The sequence below is a fragment of the Sphingomonas sp. genome (assembly GCF_965248875.1).
Lineage (GTDB): Bacteria > Pseudomonadota > Alphaproteobacteria > Sphingomonadales > Sphingomonadaceae > Sphingomonas.
This window is the reverse complement of the sequence record NZ_CBDFKR010000011.1, coordinates 774,469-792,482: the sequence shown is the minus strand read 5'-3', so window position 1 is coordinate 792,482 and position 18,014 is coordinate 774,469. Positions and strand designations below refer to the sequence as shown.

General features: G+C 69.9%; 21 protein-coding genes and 1 tRNA gene. 16 read left to right on the top strand and 6 right to left on the bottom strand.

What is annotated here, in order from left to right; all coding sequences use genetic code 11:
* Positions 1–3 precede the first annotated feature (3 nt).
* Positions 4–339, top strand: coding sequence for a DUF423 domain-containing protein (locus ACP2AD_RS10805; protein WP_425230060.1), 336 nt, complete (start codon positions 4–6; stop codon positions 337–339).
* A gap of 5 nt (positions 340–344) precedes the next feature.
* On the opposite strand, the gene ACP2AD_RS10800 is transcribed toward ACP2AD_RS10805, so the two are convergent.
* The 3 genes from ACP2AD_RS10800 to ACP2AD_RS10790 form a co-directional block, all read right to left on the bottom strand.
* Positions 345–485 carry a DUF2256 domain-containing protein gene (locus tag ACP2AD_RS10800; RefSeq protein WP_425230059.1) on the bottom strand — a complete coding sequence of 47 codons (141 nt, stop codon included), beginning with the start codon at positions 483–485 and terminating at the stop codon, positions 345–347.
* Positions 485–1,585, bottom strand: a complete 1,101-nt coding sequence (gene aroB / locus ACP2AD_RS10795) for a 3-dehydroquinate synthase (protein WP_425230058.1) — start codon at positions 1,583–1,585, stop codon at positions 485–487. Before aroB ends, ACP2AD_RS10800 begins: the two co-directional genes overlap by 1 nt.
* Before the next feature lie 160 nt (positions 1,586–1,745).
* Positions 1,746–2,282, bottom strand: coding sequence for a shikimate kinase (locus tag ACP2AD_RS10790; protein WP_425231155.1), 537 nt, complete (start codon positions 2,280–2,282; stop codon positions 1,746–1,748).
* Positions 2,283–2,350: 68 nt separating this feature from the next.
* Between ACP2AD_RS10790 and ACP2AD_RS10785 the strand changes: the two genes are divergently transcribed.
* From ACP2AD_RS10785 to ACP2AD_RS10770, 4 genes are read left to right on the top strand one after another with little or no spacing between them, the layout of a single operon-like run.
* On the top strand, positions 2,351–2,485 hold the full coding sequence (locus tag ACP2AD_RS10785) for a hypothetical protein (protein WP_425230057.1): 135 nt from the start codon (positions 2,351–2,353) through the stop codon (positions 2,483–2,485).
* On the top strand, positions 2,469–4,277 hold the full coding sequence (locus ACP2AD_RS10780; RefSeq protein WP_425230056.1) for a hypothetical protein: 1,809 nt from the start codon (positions 2,469–2,471) through the stop codon (positions 4,275–4,277). Before ACP2AD_RS10785 ends, ACP2AD_RS10780 begins: the two co-directional genes overlap by 17 nt.
* 1 nt (position 4,278) lies before the next feature.
* Entirely contained in the window at positions 4,279–5,223 is a 945-nt protein-coding gene (locus tag ACP2AD_RS10775) for a tyrosine recombinase (RefSeq protein ID WP_425230055.1), read from the top strand.
* Positions 5,224–5,234: 11 nt separating this feature from the next.
* Positions 5,235–6,176 carry an acetyl-CoA carboxylase carboxyltransferase subunit alpha gene (locus tag ACP2AD_RS10770; protein ID WP_425230054.1) on the top strand — a complete coding sequence of 314 codons (942 nt, stop codon included), beginning with the start codon at positions 5,235–5,237 and terminating at the stop codon, positions 6,174–6,176.
* 14 nt (positions 6,177–6,190) lie between these two features.
* Here the strand turns inward: ACP2AD_RS10770 and ACP2AD_RS10765 are convergent, their stop codons facing one another.
* From ACP2AD_RS10765 to ACP2AD_RS10755, 3 genes are all read right to left on the bottom strand, one after another.
* Positions 6,191–6,361 (bottom strand): Flp family type IVb pilin, encoded by a 171-nt coding sequence (locus tag ACP2AD_RS10765; protein WP_425230053.1) that lies wholly within the window; start codon positions 6,359–6,361, stop codon positions 6,191–6,193.
* A gap of 170 nt (positions 6,362–6,531) precedes the next feature.
* The gene (locus ACP2AD_RS10760; RefSeq protein WP_425230052.1) at positions 6,532–6,699 is read right to left on the bottom strand and encodes a Flp family type IVb pilin; all 168 of its coding nucleotides are present in this window, start codon (positions 6,697–6,699) and stop codon (positions 6,532–6,534) included.
* Between the two features lie 130 nt (positions 6,700–6,829).
* A complete protein-coding gene (locus tag ACP2AD_RS10755; RefSeq protein WP_425230051.1) occupies positions 6,830–7,012 on the bottom strand; it encodes a Flp family type IVb pilin in 183 nt (60 codons plus the stop codon).
* Between the two features lie 40 nt (positions 7,013–7,052).
* Between ACP2AD_RS10755 and ACP2AD_RS10750 the strand changes: the two genes are divergently transcribed.
* The 11 genes from ACP2AD_RS10750 to ACP2AD_RS10700 all read left to right on the top strand — a co-directional run bounded on the left by ACP2AD_RS10750 (position 7,053) and on the right by ACP2AD_RS10700 (position 18,011).
* On the top strand, positions 7,053–7,466 hold the full coding sequence (locus ACP2AD_RS10750; RefSeq protein WP_425231154.1) for a (deoxy)nucleoside triphosphate pyrophosphohydrolase: 414 nt from the start codon (positions 7,053–7,055) through the stop codon (positions 7,464–7,466).
* Between the two features lie 60 nt (positions 7,467–7,526).
* Positions 7,527–7,600, top strand: a tRNA-Cys gene (locus ACP2AD_RS10745).
* A gap of 115 nt (positions 7,601–7,715) precedes the next feature.
* Positions 7,716–8,378 carry a protein-L-isoaspartate O-methyltransferase family protein gene (locus tag ACP2AD_RS10740; RefSeq protein ID WP_425230050.1) on the top strand — a complete coding sequence of 221 codons (663 nt, stop codon included), beginning with the start codon at positions 7,716–7,718 and terminating at the stop codon, positions 8,376–8,378.
* Between the two features lie 13 nt (positions 8,379–8,391).
* Entirely contained in the window at positions 8,392–9,906 is a 1,515-nt protein-coding gene (locus ACP2AD_RS10735) for a TolC family outer membrane protein (protein ID WP_425230049.1), read from the top strand.
* A gap of 39 nt (positions 9,907–9,945) precedes the next feature.
* Positions 9,946–10,476 (top strand): DUF2497 domain-containing protein, encoded by a 531-nt coding sequence (locus ACP2AD_RS10730; protein WP_425230048.1) that lies wholly within the window; start codon positions 9,946–9,948, stop codon positions 10,474–10,476.
* Positions 10,477–10,527: 51 nt separating this feature from the next.
* Positions 10,528–12,606 (top strand): prolyl oligopeptidase family serine peptidase, encoded by a 2,079-nt coding sequence (locus ACP2AD_RS10725; RefSeq protein ID WP_425230047.1) that lies wholly within the window; start codon positions 10,528–10,530, stop codon positions 12,604–12,606.
* Between the two features lie 50 nt (positions 12,607–12,656).
* The gene (locus ACP2AD_RS10720; protein ID WP_425230046.1) at positions 12,657–12,866 is read left to right on the top strand and encodes a hypothetical protein; all 210 of its coding nucleotides are present in this window, start codon (positions 12,657–12,659) and stop codon (positions 12,864–12,866) included.
* Entirely contained in the window at positions 12,838–13,197 is a 360-nt protein-coding gene (locus ACP2AD_RS10715; protein WP_425230045.1) for a hypothetical protein, read from the top strand. Before ACP2AD_RS10720 ends, ACP2AD_RS10715 begins: the two co-directional genes overlap by 29 nt.
* Before the next feature lie 38 nt (positions 13,198–13,235).
* Positions 13,236–13,460 carry a hypothetical protein gene (locus ACP2AD_RS10710; RefSeq protein ID WP_425230044.1) on the top strand — a complete coding sequence of 75 codons (225 nt, stop codon included), beginning with the start codon at positions 13,236–13,238 and terminating at the stop codon, positions 13,458–13,460.
* Between the two features lie 51 nt (positions 13,461–13,511).
* Positions 13,512–16,397: a valine--tRNA ligase gene (locus ACP2AD_RS10705; protein WP_425230043.1), complete on the top strand. Its 2,886-nt coding sequence runs from the start codon at positions 13,512–13,514 to the stop codon at positions 16,395–16,397.
* A gap of 159 nt (positions 16,398–16,556) precedes the next feature.
* Entirely contained in the window at positions 16,557–18,011 is a 1,455-nt protein-coding gene (locus ACP2AD_RS10700; protein ID WP_425230042.1) for an MATE family efflux transporter, read from the top strand.
* The last annotated feature ends 3 nt before the right edge of the window (positions 18,012–18,014 follow it).

Below are 18,014 nucleotides of genomic sequence, written 5' to 3'. Positions count from 1 at the left end.
AAGATGAACCTGCTCGGACTTTTCGCGGCGCTGTCGGGCGCGGTCGCGGTACTCGCCGGCGCTTTTGGCGCGCATTGGGCCGATGAGCGCGCGGCGATGCTGTTCCGCACCGGCAGCCAGTATCAGCTCGCCCACGCATTGGCGGCGCTGCTCGCAATTCAGCTCGGCGCGCGCGGACCGGCCTGGCTGTTCGTCGCAGGGAGCGCGCTGTTCGCGGGCTCGCTCTATGCGCTGGCGGAGGGCGCGCCGGGCCGGGTGTTCGGGCCGGTCACGCCGCTGGGCGGGCTGCTGATGATCGTGGGCTGGCTGTGGCTCGCGGGGGCGCTGGCGCGGGGCTGACGAGGCTATCGCTTCTTCCGGCACGTATCCGAACAATAGACAACGCTCTCCCAGTCCCGCGCCCACTTCTTGCGCCAGGCGAACGGCCGCCCGCAGGCGGGGCAGGTCTTGGTCGGCAGGTCGCGCTTAGCGACGCCGTTGGGCATCAGCGGGGCTGCGCGTCGAGGAACGCCTCGACCTCGGCGAGATCGGCCGAGCGGTCGAGATAGGTCCGCCCGATGCCGTGCGCGAGCAGGAAGGGCAGGGCGCCGCCGCTCGCCTTCTTGTCGTGGCGCATGTGGGCGACAAGCTCGGCCGCGCCGGCCCGCACCCCCGTTGCGGCAAGGCTGTTCGGAAGCCCGGCTTGAGCGAGGTGGCGGCGCAGGCGCAGCACATCCGCGTCGGGGCAATCGCGATGACAGGCGGAAAAGCTGAACGCCAGTGCGCAGCCCGCCGCCACAGACTCGCCATGTAGGAGCGAGCCGTCGAACCCTGCCGCCGCCTCCAGCGCATGGCCGAAGGTATGGCCGAGGTTGAGCAGCGCGCGGGTCCCGTTGGTCTCGAACTCGTCGGCGGCGACGATCCGCGCCTTGGCCGCTACCGCATGCGCGATGGCGTGCGCGCGCGCCGTCGCGTCGCCCGCGAGCAGCGCCGCGCCGTTGTTCTCGCACCAGGCGAAAAAATCTGCGTCGTCGATCAGCCCGTATTTCACCACCTCGGCATAGCCGGCGGCCAGCTCGCGCGCGGGCAGCGTATCGAGCGTCAGCGGGTCGATCAGCACCAGCTCGGGCTGGTGAAACGCACCGACCAGGTTCTTGCCCGCCGCGGTGTTGATCCCGGTCTTGCCGCCGACCGAGCTGTCGACCTGCGCCAGCAGCGTCGTCGGGATCTGCACGAAACGCGCGCCGCGCTTCAGTATCGCGGCGGCGAAGCCGACCAGGTCGCCGACGACGCCGCCGCCGAGCGCGATGATCACGTCGCGCCGCTCCACACCCCAGGCCAGCAGCTGATCGCAGATTGCTGCCAGCGTCGCCCAGCTTTTGCTCGCCTCGCCCGCGGCGACGCTGGTGGCGCGCCAGGCGATGCCGGCGGCGTCGAGCGCGGCGGTCAGCGTCGCAAGGTGCGGCGCGACGTTCGCGTCCGCGATGATCGCCAGCGGACGCCCGGCGGCGAGCGGCGCCAGGTGTTCGCCGGCGCGGGTAAGGAGGCCGGCTTCGATGAGGACGGGATAGCTGCGGTCGCCGAGCACGACCTCGATCCGGGTCATGGCTCCTCCCATCATCTCCCCCGCTCTGCGGGGGAGGGGGAACGCCCGGCGATGGCCGAATGGTGGAGGGGGGACCACCTCTGAAGCGGGGTCGCCCCTCCGTCGCGCGCGGCGCGCGCGCCACCTCGCACGCAGAGCGGGGGCGGAGAAGCATTGCGCCTCATCGGCCAATTGCCCGTAAAATCGCCGCCACCGTGTTCTCGTGCGGGGCCTTGTGGCTGGCGACGTGGATCGGCGCGAGCGCGTAGAGCGGGTTGCGGCGCTCGGCGAGTTCGGTCAGTACCTGATGCGGATCGCGGTTGCGCAGCAGGGGGCGGGTGTCGCGCCGTTTGACCCGCTCCGCCAGCACTGCCGGACTGGCATCGAGCCACACCGCCGTTGCCGCCGCCAGGATCAGCCCGCGCGTGTCGTCGTTGATGAACGCGCCGCCGCCGGTCGCGACGACCTTGGGCGTGCCGTCGATCAGGCGCTGGATCACGCGCCGCTCGCCATCGCGGAAATAGGGCTCGCCGAACCGGTCGAAGATCTCGGCGATCGTCATCCCCGCTGCCGCTTCGATCTCCACGTCCGCGTCGACGAAGGGCAGGCCGAGCCGCTGCGCCAGCCGTCGCCCGACCGTTGACTTGCCGACGCCCATCAGCCCGACCAGCACGATCGTCGGGCCGTCCCAGGCGGGGGAGGAGGCGCGGCCTTGCAACACCGGGCCGGGGCTATAGAGCAGGCGGCGCGCTCGCAAGGGCGCGATCGTGAAGGTTCCGCTTGGTCATGTCCCGCCTGCTCGTCATCGTCGTCCTCATCCTTGCATTACTGATGGGCGCGACCTTCTTCTTCGCGGGCCGGGCGCACGAGCAGCCGCGCACGCATGTGGAGAAGGCAGTCGACCTTGCGAACCTCTCGTAAGGCGCTGCTGGCGTTGGCGCTGGGAGGGCTGGCCCTTCCGGCGCTGGGGCAGGACCGCGATCGCGATCGACCCGAATCGATCCTGCCGCCGGGCTTCGGGCAGCCGGCACCGCCGCCCGCGACTGCCGAACCGGCCCCACGCACGCCCCGGCCGCCCGCCGGCCCGACGCTGACACCGGCGCCCGCCTCGCCCGCCATACAGCCCTTGCACGCTGATCCAGGCAGCGAGCCGCCGCTGCCCACCCCGACGCCGACGGGGACACCGACGCCGGTGCAGCTGGATCCCGCGACCGCCGCCTACTACGAGATACCGCCCTTTGCGCGACGCGGCACCGCGACGCTCGGGCCGGTCAGGACGGGCGGTTTCGCGCCGGACGCATTCGGGCGCGCCGACGGGCAGTTCGTCGAGCGACTGATGCGGCGGCTGTCGGCGCCGCTGCCGTCGCGCTGGCTGTCGATCGCACTGCGGCGGCTGCTGCTGTCGGAGCTCGATACGCCGCGCAACGCCGACGGCGCGGATTTCGCCGCCGAGCGGTCGTGGCTGCTGCTGCGGATGGGCGAATCGACCGGCGCGCGGGCGTTGGTGCAGGACGTCGACGCCGCCGATTACACGCCGAAGTTGTATCAGGTCGCGCTCAATGCCCAGCTCGCCAACGGCGATGTCGCGGGCCTGTGTCCGCTCGCCGATCGCGGCGCGGCGGTGACGGGAGAGCGCGGCTGGACGGTGGCGCAGGCGATGTGCGCGGGGCTGCGCGGTGAGCCAGCCCACGCCCAGACGCTGATCGACGGGGTGCGCCGCCGCGGCGTCGCGGGCGGCATCGACCTGCTGCTCGCGCAGAAGGTGGTCGGCGCGGGTGCCGCCGGGCGCGAGGCGATCACGATCGAATGGACGGGCGTCGATACGCTCACCGCCTGGCGATTCGGGCTGGCGACCGCAACGGGCGTGCCGGTGCCCGACCCGCTGCTCGCCGCCGTCGGCCCGCAGGTCCGTTATTGGCAGGCGCTGGCGCCCGCCGTCGCGCCGCCTGCGCGGATCAGGGCGGCGGACGCGGCGGCGGCGCAGGGCGTGTTGTCGAGCGCGGCGCTGGTGGATCTTTACGCGCAAGTGCTCGACGACGACGAGGCCGACGCGCCGTCGCGCACCGCGGCGGGCGATCTCGCCACCGCCTATACCGCGCGCGACGCAGAGGCGCGGGTGGCGGCGATGAAGCGGCTGTGGGGAGACGGCGCGGCCGCGCCATACGGGCGGCTGGTGCTGACCGCGCGCGCGGCGGCGGGGGTGCCGGTGCGGGCCGACGAGGCGGCGGCCGATCGGCTGGTCGGATCGATGCTGACCGCCGGGCTCGACCGCGCCGCCGAACGTTGGCGCAGCGCCGCGCCGCGCGGCGGCGATGCGTGGGCGATGCTGGTGCTGGCCGATCCGGCAGGGTCTACGCTGTCGTACGGCGACCTCGCGGGCTATGCCGGGACGGGCGATGCGGCGCGCAAGCAGCGGCTGCTGTTCGCCGGGATGGCGGGGCTTGGGCGGCTGACCCCGGCGGATGTCGAACGCGGTGCGGCGGCGCTGGACGTGCGGATCGGCGCGGCGGACAGCTGGACGCGGGCGCTCGACCGCGCGGCGGCGGCGGGGCAGCCGGGCACGGTGCTGCTGTTGAGCGCGATCGGGATGCAATGCGCGGACTGGCGCGGCGTGCCGCCCGCCGCCCTGTACCGGATCGTCGGCGCGCTGCATGCGGTCGGACTCGACGGCGAAGCGCGCATGATCGCGGCGGAAGCGATCGCGCGGTCGTGAGGTGAACGACGCGGCGCTGATCGACCGCTTTCTTGAAATGCTCGGGGCCGAGGCGGGGGCGGCGCGCAACACGCTGGCAGCGTACCGTTCTGACCTGCGCCTCGCGTCCGATACGCTGGACGGACGGCTGGTCCAGGCCGATGCCGCGGCGCTGCAGAAGGTCGCGGGCGGCTGGGCGGACCTCGCTCGCGCCACCGTCGCACGCAAGGCGGCGGCGCTCAGGCGGTTCTTCGCCTTCCTCGCCGACGAAGGCCACCGCACCGACGATCCCGGCGCCGCCCTGCCGCGGCCGGGCGCGGGCAGGTCGCTGCCCAGGACGTTGAGCCATGCCGATGTGGATCGCCTGTTCGCCGCGCTCACCGAGCGGCTGGCCCGCACCCCGCCGGCGCCGCTGGACCTGCGCCTAGCCGCGCTGATCGAGCTGCTCTACGGATCGGGACTCCGCGCCAGCGAGCTGGTCAGCCTGCCGCGCAGCGCGATTCATCCCGACCGGCCGTTTCTCATCCTGCGCGGCAAGGGCGGGCGCGAGCGGATGGTGCCGTTGTCCGATCGCGCGCGCGCTGCGGTGGCGGCCTGGCGGGCGCGGGTGCCGGCGGACGCGGCATGGCTGTTCCCGTCCGGCGGCCAGAAGGGGGCTGGGCACCTGTCCCGCCTGCGTCTCTATCAGCTCGTGAAGGCGCTGGCCGCCGCGGCCGGGGTGCCGCCCGACCGCGTTTCGCCGCATGTGCTGCGCCACGCCTTTGCCACGCACCTGATGGAGGGCGGCGCCGACCTGCGCGCGCTGCAGGCGATGCTGGGCCATGCCGACATCGCGACCACCGAGATCTATACCCATGTCGACGCCAGCCGCCTGGTCGAGCTGGTCAATGCGCGGCATCCGCTGGCGGAAGTGCTCGCATCGCGCAAGGGTGCACCCTCGGTTGACCTGAACCGCACCGGGTCCTAGCCCGCCAGCCCATGCCGAGCTTCCTCGATTTCGAGAAACCCATTGCCGAGCTGCAGGGCCGGATCGACGAGCTGCGCGAGAGCGCGGGCGGGATCGACATCGGTCCCGAGGTGGCGCGGCTGCAGGCGAAGTCCGACAAGCTGCTGCGCGATACCTTCGCTCGGCTGACTCCGTGGCAGAAGACGCAGGTCGCGCGGCATCCCGAGCGGCCGCACTTCAAGGATTACGTCGCCGGGCTGTTCGACGAGTGGGTGCCCCTGGCGGGCGACCGCGCGTTCGCCGACGATCAAGCGATCCTGGGCGGGTTCGCGCTGTTCCGGGGCCGCAAGGTCATGGTGCTGGGGCATGAGAAGGGCGACGACACCGCCAGCCGCCTCCGGCACAATTTCGGTATGGGCAAGCCCGAAGGCTATCGCAAGGCGATCCGGCTGGTCGAGCTGGCCGACCGCTTCGGGTTGCCGATCGTGACGCTGGTCGATACGTCGGGCGCGTTTCCCGGCATCCAGGCGGAGGAGCGGGGACAGGCGGAAGCGATCGCGCGCTCTACCGAGGCGTGCCTGCGGGCGGGCGTGCCGGTCGTGGCGGCGATCGTCGGCGAGGGCGGATCGGGCGGCGCGGTGGCGCTGGCCGCGGCCAACCGCGTGCTGATGTTCGAACACGCGGTGTATTCGGTGATCTCGCCGGAGGGTTGTGCCTCGATCCTGTGGCGCACCGCCGACAAGGCGGCGGAGGCGGCGGAGGCTATGAAGGTGACCGCACAGGATCTGAAGGGGTTCGGGGTGATCGACACGATCGTGCCCGAACCGCTGGGTGGCGCGCACCGCGATCGCGGCGGCGCGATGGCCGCACTGAAGCTTGCGCTGGGGGACGCGCTCGACGGGCTTGCCGGCCTGGGGCGCGAAGAGCTGCGGCGGCAGCGGCGCGACAAGTTCCTGGGGATGGGGCGGCTGTAGACCGGTCCCGGCGTCTAGGTCGTCTTCAGATTGGACGACACGTTGTTGAACGTGCGCTTCAGGTTGGTGCCCAGCCCCTGCATCGCGGCAATGGCGGCGACCGCGATCAGCGCGGCGATGAGGCCGTATTCGATCGCCGTCGCGGCGCGGGTGTTGCGCCCCAGGGTGTGCATCAGCGTAGCCATGATAGTCTTCCCGAACGGTGGAACCCGGTGTGGCGGGTAATGCGACAGCTGTCTGCCATACCGTCTGTTATGAAAGGTTTACGTCGCCGCATTGACCGGTGCGAACGCAAGAAGGGCGGCGAAGCCTCAGCTCCGCCGCCCGCCCTTGCGAACAATCTCGCCTGAAACGACTAGGTCGACTTCAGGTTCGACGACACGTTGTTGAACGTGTTCTTGAGGTTGCTGCCAAGGCCCTGCATGGCGGCGATAGCGGCGACGGCAATGAGCGCGGCGATCAGGCCGTACTCGATGGCGGTCGCGCCCTTGCTGTTCTTGATGAACTTGCGAATGGTCTGCATAGTCGATCTCCGTTGAATCAAAGCTTCAGTTACCCGGCCGAACCGGGGAAGCCCGTTTCAGCGATCCGGTGATTAAGCCCGCGGGTGTTGATAAACTCTTAAAGGCGCCGGCCATCCATTCGGACGATAGTCAGTGTGCCGCGGTGACCTTGTTGCTGATGTTGTTCCACATGTTGCGGGTGTCGTTGCCGACGTTGGCCAGCGCGCCGAACATCGCCAGCACGACCATCGCCAGGATCAGCGCATATTCCACCGAGACCGCTGCACGACCGTCGGCGGTGAGGCGCTTGAGCTGAACGAGCAGGTGCCGCATGGCATGAGCGTAAGGGACGAAGAGTTAACGATTGGTGGAAATCCTGCTGGTGGCGGCGGCGGCGCTGGTCCGCGCGGATGGGTGCGTGCTGGTGCAGCGCCGCCCGGCGGGAACGGCGATGGCGGGGCTGTGGGAATTCCCGGGCGGCAAGGTGGAGGCCGGCGAAACGCCCGCGCTCGCGCTGGCGCGCGAACTTGGCGAAGAGCTGGCGATCTCCGTCGCGCCCGGCGCTTGCGCACCGCTGGCGTTCGCGAGCGAGCCGCTGGGCGAGCGCCACCTGTTGCTGCTGCTGTACCGTGTCGATCACTGGAGTGGCGAGCCGCGGGCGCTGGCCGCCGACGCGCTGTGCTGGGCCGATGCGGCGATGCTCGCGACGCTGCCGATGCCGCCCGCCGATCGACCGCTGGTGGTGGCGCTGACGCGCATGCTCGCTCCCGGCCGCCCGCCGGGTTGACCGCCCGGCGATTACCCGTCATGCGCCCCGGCCTTGCCGCGCGGGCTTGCCCGTGCGTCCGGCCCGATGGCGGAGTGGTGACGCAGAGGACTGCAAATCCTTGCACCCGGGTTCGATTCCCGGTCGGGCCTCCACCTCCTGAACATGTTCTGTGCCGCGTTGCTTGGCGAGGCCGCGCTGCCGCGGTACAAGCCCGGTGAACAACTGTGTTGCAGAGCTAAGACAGTTTGTGCGACAAAGCAGGACGCGATGATCAGCTTCGACCCCGCCAGCAGCCGCGCCGCCCGTCACGCGATGGTGTCGAGCCAGCTGCGCCCCAATGCGGTCGACGACCAGCGGGTCGTCGCGGCGATGGCGAGCATCCCGCGTGAGGCCTTTCTGCCGCCAGCAGCAGCATCCGTTGCGTACCGCGACACCGCCATTCCGCTGGGGCGCGCCCGCGCGCTCAACCCGCCGCTCGCCACCGCGCGGCTGCTTACCGAAGCCGAGCTGGACCCGGCCGATCGCGTGCTGCTGATCGCGGCCGCGGGTGGCTATGCGGCGGCGGTGCTCGCCGAACTCGTCGCGCACGTGACGGCGGTCGAGAGCGACCCGGACCTGCTGGCGATCGCGCGCGCCGCGTTGGCGGCGACGCCGTCGGTGACACTGTTCGAGGCGCCGCTGGCGCAGGGCCATGCCGATGGCGCGCCGTTCGACGTGCTCGTGATCGATGGCGCGGTCGAGGAAGTCCCCGCCGCGCTGATCGATCAGTTGCGTCCCGGCGGCCGGGTCGTCGCGGGATTGCTGGAGCGCGGCGTGACCAGGCTCGCGACCGGTCGCCGGACCGCCGGTGGGTTTCGCCTCCACGCCTTTGTCGATTCCGATTGCGTGGTCCTGCCCGGGTTTGCCCGGCCGCAGGGATTCCGCTTCTAGACCAAGAGAAATTATGCGCCCGCTGTTCCGTCTGCTGCTGCTCGCCGGCGTCGCCTCCCTTGCCGGACCGGCCGGCGCCGACACCCTGCGCGATGCGCTGCTGCGTGCATACCAGACCAACCCGACCATCACCGGCGCGCGCGCTGCGCAGCGGGCGACGGACGAGACGGTGCCGATCGCGCGCGCCGCGGGCCTGCCGTCGCTGAGCTCGAGCGGCGGCTATACGGAAAACGTCCTGTCGTCCTCCAACAGCTTCGCCTCGCCGGCGCGTGAAGCGAATGCGAGCACCAATCTGGTGGTGCCGTTGTATCGCGGCGGGGCGGTGCGTGGGTCGGTCCGCGCGGCGGAGACGCGGGTCGCGGCCGGGCAGGCAAGCCTGCGCAGCACGGAGGCGACGCTGTTCACCAATGTCGTCGCCGCCTATCTCGACGTCATCCGCGACGAGGCGATCGTGGCGCTGAACCAGCAGAATGTCCGCGTGCTGGAGGTCAATCTGCGCGCCAGCCGCGACCGATTTCAGGTCGGCGACCTGACCCGCACCGATGTGGCGCAGTCGGAGGCGCGGCTGTCGATCGCGCGCTCGCAGCTGCAGTCGGCCGAGGCGCAGCTGATCTCCAGCCGCGAGTTCTACATCCGCATCGTCGGCACCGAGCCCGGCGTTCTCGACGAGCCGCCGCCGTTGCCCAACCTGCCGGTGACGACCGAAGTCGCGGTGCAGACCGCGCTCGCCGACAACCCGGCGTTGATCGCCGCCGCACGCCAGCGTGACGCGACGCGCTATGACGTCACCGTTGCGCGCTCCGCGCGGCTGCCGCAGGTGAGCGCGGTCGCCGGCGGCAACTACTATAATTATCTCGGCTCGCTGGGGGCGGGTACCAGCACCAGTGTCGGGCAGAGCGGCACCGCCGCAACGCTCGGCCTGTCGCTGTCGCTGCCGCTGTTTCAGGGTGGCCGCCCCGCGGCGCAGGTCCGGCGCGCCGAGGCGCTGCAGGGGCAGGCGACCGAGGCGGTGACCGAGACTGAACGCGCCGTCGTCGCGCAGGCGCGCTCGTCCTTCGCCGTCTACCGGTCGAGCGTCGAGGTGATCCAGTCGTCCGAACAGGCGGTGGCCGCGAACCGGCTCAGCTTGGAGGGCGTGCGCGCCGAGAACAGCGTCGGCACGCGCACCATCCTCGACATCCTCAACGCCGAGCAGGAACTCCTGAACAGCCAGGTGACGCTGGTGAGCGCGCGGCGCGACGCCTATGTCGCCGGGTTCAGCTTGCTCGCCGCGATGGGGCGGGCGGAGGCGCGCGACCTGGGGCTGGACGGCGGGCCGCTGTACGATCCGTTCGCCAACTACAATCGCGTGCGCCATCGCATCAGCGACTTCGGCAGCGACGGCGAGCCTGCGCCGGTGGCGACCCGCACGGCCGATACCCCGCCGCAGACCGCGGTGGTGCGCCGTCCGCTCGACCCGGCGCTCGATACGCCGGTTGACACGAATCGCCCGTTGACCACAGGTTCCGCTGCGCCCAGCCGTCACTGACCGGACAACGGGCGCAGAGTTGAGGCGAGCCGACCGGATATGGGTGACCTGAGCGCCGAACCGTCGATGGAGGAGATCCTGTCCTCCATCAAACGCATCATCGCGGAGGAGGGCGACGGCACCCCCGCGCGGCCCCGTCGTCAGGTGCGTACGCTGGCTGCGACCCCGGTCGCCGCATCGCTGCCGGGATTGCCGCAGACCAGTGACGAGATCGACGAAGCGGCCGGTGACGGCGAAGTCCTGGAGCTGCGCGACCCCATGCCTGCTGCCCGCCCCGAACCCGAACTGCGCAGTCCGCGTCCGGCGGTTGCCGCCCCGGAACCCGCCGCCGTGCCCGTCGCGACCAGCTCCATCATCTCCGAAGGGGCGGCCGCCGCCAGCCGCGGCGCACTCGATTCGCTCAGCCGGATGATGATCAAGCCGGAACCGGGCAGCGACGGGTCGCTGGAGGGGCTGGTCCGCGACATGCTCCGCCCGATGCTGCGCGAATGGCTTGACGCCAACCTTCCCGATATGGTCGAGGCTATGGTGGCGAAGGAGATCAAACGGATCACCGGCCAGCCGGGCTGACGCCCGGCCGACGCCGTTGCCCCGCCGCGGCGGTTTTGCTTTAACGCGGTCATGAAGCGCCTGTTCGCCGCAACCCTGTTCGTTCTTGCCGTCGCGGTTCCCGCCGCCGCACGCCAGCTCACCATCGCCGATGTGACGATGCTCAGCCGGGTCGGCGCGCCAACCGCCAGCCGTGACGGGCATTGGCTGATCTGGGCGCAGCGCGAGACCGACCTGGCCAATGATCGCGGGCGCTATGATCTATGGCGGCTTGACCTGACCCGGCGCGGAGCCCGCCCCGAGCAGCTCGCCGCCGAGCCCGACGTCAACGAGAACGATCCGCAGATCGTCGGCGACACCGTCTATTTCTCGTCGGACAAGGGCGGCAGCGACGCGATCTGGGCGATCCCCGTCACCGGCGGCGCCGCACGCAGGGTGTCCGGCTTTGCAGGCGGCTTCAACGGCTTCAAGGTCGCCCCGACTGGTGATCGGATCGTCGTCTGGGCCGATCGTCTGCCCGGCGCGCCGGGGCTTGCACCACCGCTGGTCAAGCCCGTCGCGGATGCGGGCGCGGGCCGCACCTATGATCGCCTGTTTGTGCGGCATTGGGACCGGTGGGACGACGGCACTCGCCAGCAGCTGTTCGTCCTGCCGCTCGGTTCCAACGGTGCGCCCGGCGATGGCGTGAATGTGGCGAGCCGACTGCTCGGCGACACGCCGTCGCGCCCCTACGGCGGCGGCGAGGAGCTGAGCTGGAGCGCCGACGGCCGCACCCTCTATTTCGCGCTGCGCGAGGCGGGGCGGATCGAGTCGCTGTCCACCAACCTCGACATCTTTGCGGTACCCGCCGACGGCTCGACGCCGCCGCGCAACCTGACCGCGGCGAACGGAGCGACCGACACGCTGCCCGCGGTGTCGCCCGACGGCCGCACACTGGCCTATGTCGCGATGGCGCGGCCGGGGTATGAGTCGGATCGTCAGGTGCTGATGCTCCGCGACCTTGCCACCGGCCAGGTCCGCGCGCTGACGCAGGGGTGGGATCGCTCGGTCGCCAGCGTCGCCTGGGCCGCCGACGGCCGCTCGCTGCTCGTCACCGCCGACGACGTGCAGCAGACCCCGCTGTTCCGCGTCGGCGCGGCGAGCGGGCGCATCACCCGGCTGACGCAGGAGGGGCATGTCTCGGCGGTGGCCGTGACCCCGCGCGGCGCGGTGGTAGCGATGAACAGCCTTGTCGCGCCCGACGATTACTTCGCGGTGACCGGCTCGGGCGCGCCGGAGCGGCTGACCAGCGTCAACGCCGAAAAGCTGGCGGGCATCGACCTGCCGAGCGTCTCCTATTTCTCTTTCACCGGCGCAAACGGCGATACCGTCCACGGCTACGCCGTCCGCCCGGCGGGCAGCACCGGCCGCGTGCCGGTGGCGTTCATGGTCCATGGCGGCCCGCAGGGATCGAGCAACAACAGCTGGTCCTATCGCTGGAACCCGGGGGTGTTCGCGGGTGCCGGCTATGGCCTGGTCGCGGTCGATTTCCACGGCTCGACGGGCTATGGTCAGGCCTTCACCGACGCGATCCGCAACAATTGGGGCGGCTGGCCGCTCGACGATCTCAAGGCGGGGCTGCAGGCGGCGACCGGCCGCTACGCCTGGCTCGACGGCAGCCATGCCTGCGCGCTCGGCGCATCCTATGGCGGCTACATGATGAACTGGATCGAGAGCCAGTGGCCCGACCGGTTCAAATGCATCGTTCAGCATGACGGCGTTTTCGACGCCCGCGCGATGGCATACGAGACCGAGGAGCTGTGGTTCGACGAGTGGGAGCATGGCGGCAAGGCCTATTACGAAGACCCGGCCGCGTTCGAGCGCTGGAACCCCGTCAGCCACGTCGCCGACTGGAGGACCCCGATGTTGGTCATCACCGGCGAGCGCGACTTCCGCATCCCTTACACGCAGGGCCTTGCCGCCTTTACCGCGCTGCAGCGCCGCGCCATCCCCTCGCGTCTCCTGGTCAACGCCGGCGAGAACCACTGGGTGCTCCACCCCAGGGAGAGCCGCCAATGGTATGCCGAGGTGCTCGGCTGGATGAATCGCTGGACGGAAAGGGCGCCCGCGGCGGACATGCACGTGGCGCCGGGGGCGGGGCGGACGAACTAGGGGCTCGGGGCTGGGCCCCGGTCCGCCTATATCGACTGTCGGAGGCCAACATGATCAAGTTGAAGCACGTCCGCCCGAGCGACCTCCCGACCAAACGCGTGCGCGCCCGCGACGGCTCCGTCGTGCAGATGAAGGTGGTGCAGTCGGATAGCCCCACATTGGCTGAAGATCTGCTGGCGGCGTTCCGCTCCAATGTGCGACGCATCAAGGCGGAGCAGCGGAAGCGGGATCGTGCCAGCCAAAACGCCGCGCAAGTCTGAGTATCCGATCTTCTGGATCGTCGCTGGACCGAACGGCAGCGGCAAGAGCTCACTTTATAATCTGACGCTTCTGGAGGATTGGGGCGGCTCGGTCTGGATCATCAATCCCGATCTGCTCACCGCGACGATCCTCGAGCATGAGCGCCTGCCGCTCCGCGAAGCTAATCTGGCGGCGGTTCAGCGGGGCGAGGCGTGGCTCGACACGTCGATCGCGGCGTATCAGACGATCGGCGTGGAGACGGTCGTCGGACAAATACCAGCGGCTGGTACCACAGGCGCCGGCCCGCGGTTTCGAAGTACGCATGATCTACGTCCTGCTCGACACCGCTGACCTACAGCTCGCGCGCATCAGGCGCCGGGTCAGCGAAGGTGGATACGACGTCCCCGACGGACAAGGTCGTCGATCGCCGCCGCCGCTCCTTCGAGCAGTTGGCCTGGTTCGCACCACGCGTTGATCAGTGCTTCGTATTCAACAACTCTTCCGGCGATCCCAGCCTTGCGGGCGTCATGTCGCCCGCGGGACTGGTCAAGGTCGGACGGCTGCCAAAGGATTTCCAAGCCCTGACGACAGGCGCCGGGCTGGTCTTCGCCTGACCACCCCCGCAGGGTAGCGCTCGCTTTCCGATACCGGCTACAGCCCGCGCCATGCCCGAACTTCCCAAGACCTTCGACCCCGCCGCGATCGAGGCGCGCTGGTACGCGCAGTGGGAGGCGAACGGCCTGTTCCGCCCCGACCGGCCGGGCGCGGAGCCGTGGACGATCGTCAACCCGCCGCCCAACGTCACCGGCTCGCTCCATATCGGCCATGCGCTCGACAACACGCTGCAGGACATCCTGACGCGACATGCACGGCTGCAGGGCAAGGACGCGCTGTGGGTGGTCGGCACCGACCATGCCGGCATCGCGACGCAGATGGTAGTCGAGCGCGACCTGGCGCTGGAGCAGAAGAAGCGCACCGACTTCACCCGCGACGCCTTCATCGAGAGGGTTTGGGAATGGAAGGCGCAGTCCGGTGGTGACATCACGCGCCAGCTGCGCCGGCTCGGCTGCTCGATGGATTGGGCCAACGAGCGGTTCACGATGGACCCGGGCTTCAGCAAGGCGGTGCTGAAGGTGTTCGTCGAGCTGCATCGCGAGGGGTTGCTTTATCGCGCCAAGCGGCTGGTCAACTGGGATCCCGGGCTCAAGACAGCGATCTCCGACCTTGAGGTCGAGACGCGCGAAGTGAACGGCCGCATGTGGACGTTCAAATACCCGCTCGCGGGCGGCGAAACCTATACTTATATCGAGCGCGACGCCGACGGCGCGGTCGTGCTGGAAGAGGAACGCGACTATATCGCGATCGCCACCACCCGGCCCGAGACTATGCTGGGCGACGGCGCAGTCGCGGTTAATCCAGCGGATGCGCGGTATGCGCCGATCGTCGGCAAGCTTTGCGCGATTCCGGTCGGACCGAAGGAGCACCGTCGCCTCATCCCGATCATCACCGACGACTATCCCGACCCCGCCTTCGGCTCGGGCGCGGTAAAGATCACCGGCGCGCACGACCAGAACGACTATGCGGTCGCACAGCGGCACGGCATCCCGATGTACCGCCTGATGGATGAGGTCGCCGCGATGCGCGCGGACGGGCGTCCCTACGCCGAGACGGAGGCACGCGCGCAGGCGTTGGCCGCGGGCGCCACCGCGACGGCGGCGGAGATCGACGCGCTCAACCTGGTTCCCGACAGCTATCGGGGGCTCGACCGCTACGACGCACGCGCGCGCGTCGTTGCCGACATCGACGCCGAGGGCCTGATGATCGGCGTCGAGGACAAGGTCATCATGCAGCCGTTCGGCGACCGCTCGAACGTCGTGATCGAGCCGATGCTGACCGACCAATGGTATGTCGACGCCGCGACGCTGGCCAAACCTGGGATCGAGGCGGTGCGGTCCGGCCGCATCCGGATCGTGCCCAAGACGTGGGAGAAGACCTTCTTCAACTGGATGGAGAACATCCAGCCCTGGTGCGTGTCGCGGCAGCTCTGGTGGGGACATCGCATCCCGGCGTGGTTTGCCGACGACGGCCGTATCTTCGTCGCGGAGACGGCGGCGGAGGCGCAGGCGGCGGCGGGCGAGGGGGTCGGGCTGCGGCAGGACGAGGACGTGCTGGACACGTGGTTCTCCTCCGCCCTGTGGCCCTTCGCGACGCTGGGCTGGCCCAATCCTCCCCGGGACGGGGAGGGGGACCATGCGCAGCATGGTGGAGGGGGCTCGCCGCAAAATCGGTCCCTCGCGGAGAGCCCCCTCCGTCAGCGCTCCGCGCTGCCACCTCCCCGTCCCGGGGAGGATTTGGGCGGCCGCTATCCCAACGACGTACTTGTCTCCGGCTTCGACATCCTGTTTTTCTGGGACGCGCGCATGATGATGCAGGGGCTGCATTTCATGGGCGACGTGCCGTTCCGCACGCTTTACCTGCACGGCCTCGTCCGCGCCGCCGACGGGCAGAAGATGTCCAAGTCCAAGGGCAACACCGTCGACCCGCTCGGGCTGATCGACCGCTACGGCGCCGATGCGCTGCGCTTCTTCATGGCGGCGATGGAGAGTCAGGGCCGCGACATCAAGATGGATGAGAAGCGGGTCGAGGGTTATCGCAACTTCGCGACCAAGCTGTGGAACGCGGCCCGCTTCGCGCAGGCGAACGGCATCGGCGGCTCGACCACGCTGGAGCCGCCGCCGGCGACGCTGGCGGTCAACAAGTGGATCGTCGCGGAGACGGTGCGGACGGTGCAGGAGGTCGATCTCGCGCTCGCCGACTACCGCTTCGACGCCGCGGCGAACGCGATCTATCAGTTCGTCTGGAGCCGCTTCTGCGACTGGTATCTCGAGCTGATCAAGGGCGCGATCGACGACGAGACGAAGGCCGTGGCGGGCTGGGTGCTCGACCAGATCCTGGTCGTGCTCCACCCGTTCATGCCGTTCATCACCGAGGAGCTATGGCACGCGCTGGCGGCGCGAAAGCACGAGTTGATCGTGGCTAATTGGCCGCAAGCGGACGCCCGCGCGCTCGATCCGGCGGCGGCGGCAGAAGTCGACTGGCTCATCCGTCTGGTGAGCGAAGTGCGCAGCGCGCGAACGGAGCTGAACATCCCGCCTGGTACGCAGATGCGCGGCTATGTTGATGGCGGTGATGACGACTTTCACGAGCGGCTGCGGCAAAATCTTCACTACATCACCAAGCTGGCCCGCCTTGAGCTGCGGACGTTGACCAATGTGGGTCACTTCGCTGGCGGAAGTTTTGCCGTTGTTGTCGACGAGGTCACGTACAATCTGTCCCTCGAAGGGGTGATCGACCTAGCCGCCGAACGCACCCGCCTCGCCAAAGCCGTCACCGCGGCGGAGAAAGAGCGCGACGGCCTTGCCGCCCGGCTCGGCAACCCGAGCTTCACCGGCCGCGCCAAGCCGGAGGCGGTCGAGAAGGCGCGCGCAGATCACGCCGAACGCGCGGCGGAGGCGGCGCGGCTGGCTGCGGCGCTGGCGCGTCTCGGATAAAGCCTGTCCTACACGGGGCGGGATCGGCATAGACGACGTCATGCTCATCACTCTGCCTCCACACTGCCAAGATGGGACGCGGCTGCGGTCGGACATGACAAGGGACAGGTGTGCCTCTTGGTGTGACCCAAGTGTGACCTTTGGCGGGCTCCTCGTCTAATGGCCACCCGTCCGCCCGCCCGCCCCGGTCAGCGTGACCTCACCACCGGCCCGATCGGGCCAGCGCTGCTCGCCTTTTCGCTGCCGACGCTGGGATCGAACGTCCTCCAGTCACTGAACGGCTCGATCAACGCGATCTGGATCGGACGCTTCCTGGGCCAGGACGCGATCGCGGCGACGTCGAATGCCAACATGATCATGTTTCTCATGTTCGGCGCGGTGTTCGGCTTCGGCATGGCGGCGACGATCCTGGTCGGGCAGAGCTGGGGCCGCCGCGACGTGGACGCGGCGCGGCGCGCGATCGGGTCCGCGATCGGGCTGGTGCTGGGCGCCTCGCTCGTGGTCGGCGTGCTCGGCTGGGTATTCGCGCCCGAGATCCTCGCCGTGCTGAAGACGCCGGGCGCGGCGATGCCGCTGGCGCTCACCTATCTGCGCGTCATCTTCCTTGGCTTGCCCGCATCCATGCTGCTGGTGCTGATGAGCATGGGACTGCGCGGGACGGGCGACGCGGTGACGCCGCTGCTGGCGACGGGGCTGAGCGTGGTGCTTGATTCGGGGTTGAACCCGGTGTTCATCCTCGGGCTTGGCCCGGCGCCGCGAATGGGGATCGCGGGGTCGGCGTTCGCGACGCTGATCGCCAACGCCACCGCGCTCGCCTTCGTGGTCGGCTGGATCGCCTGGCGCGACCTGCCGATCCGGCTGAAGGGGCGCGAGCTGCGCTACATCCTGCCGGAGCGCGCGCTGGTTCGCGCGATCGTCGGCAAGGGCGTGCCGATCGGCGCGCAGATGATCATCATCTCCGCCGCCGCGCTGACGATGGTGGGTATCGTCAATCGCGAGGGCGTCGCGACCACCGCCGCCTACGGCATCACGCAGCAGGTGTGGGCCTATGTCCAGATGCCGGCACTGGCGATCGGCGCGGCGGTCAGCGCGATGGCGGCGCAGAATATCGGCGCGGGCAAGTGGGACCGCGTCGAACGGATCACGCGCGCGGGCCTGATCTACAACGTCGCGATGACGGGCTCGCTGGTGGTGCTGGTGACGGTGTTCGACCGCCCGGTGCTGGCGCTGTTCCACCTGCAGCCGCAGGCGCTGGCGATCGCGCAGCGGATCGGCCTGATCGCGACGTGGGGTTTCGTGCTGTTCGGGGCGATGATGGTGCTGTTCGGCGTCGTGCGCGCGAACGGCGCGGTGCTGGGGCCGCTGCTGATCCTGTTCGTCGCCGCGTTTCCGGTGCGGCTGGGCGTCGCATTCGCGCTGCGGCCTTGGCTGGGGGTCGACGCCTTGTGGTGGAGCTTCCCGGCGAGTTTCGCGGCGAACCTGCTGATGGGATCGCTGTTCTACCGCTACGGCGGCTGGCGCAAGGGCGCGCTGTACGTGCCGGCGCGGCCCGAGCCGGAGGAGGAGGCATCGGCGGTGGTGGAGCCGGCGGGCGGTCTGAAGCCGGTCCATTAGCCT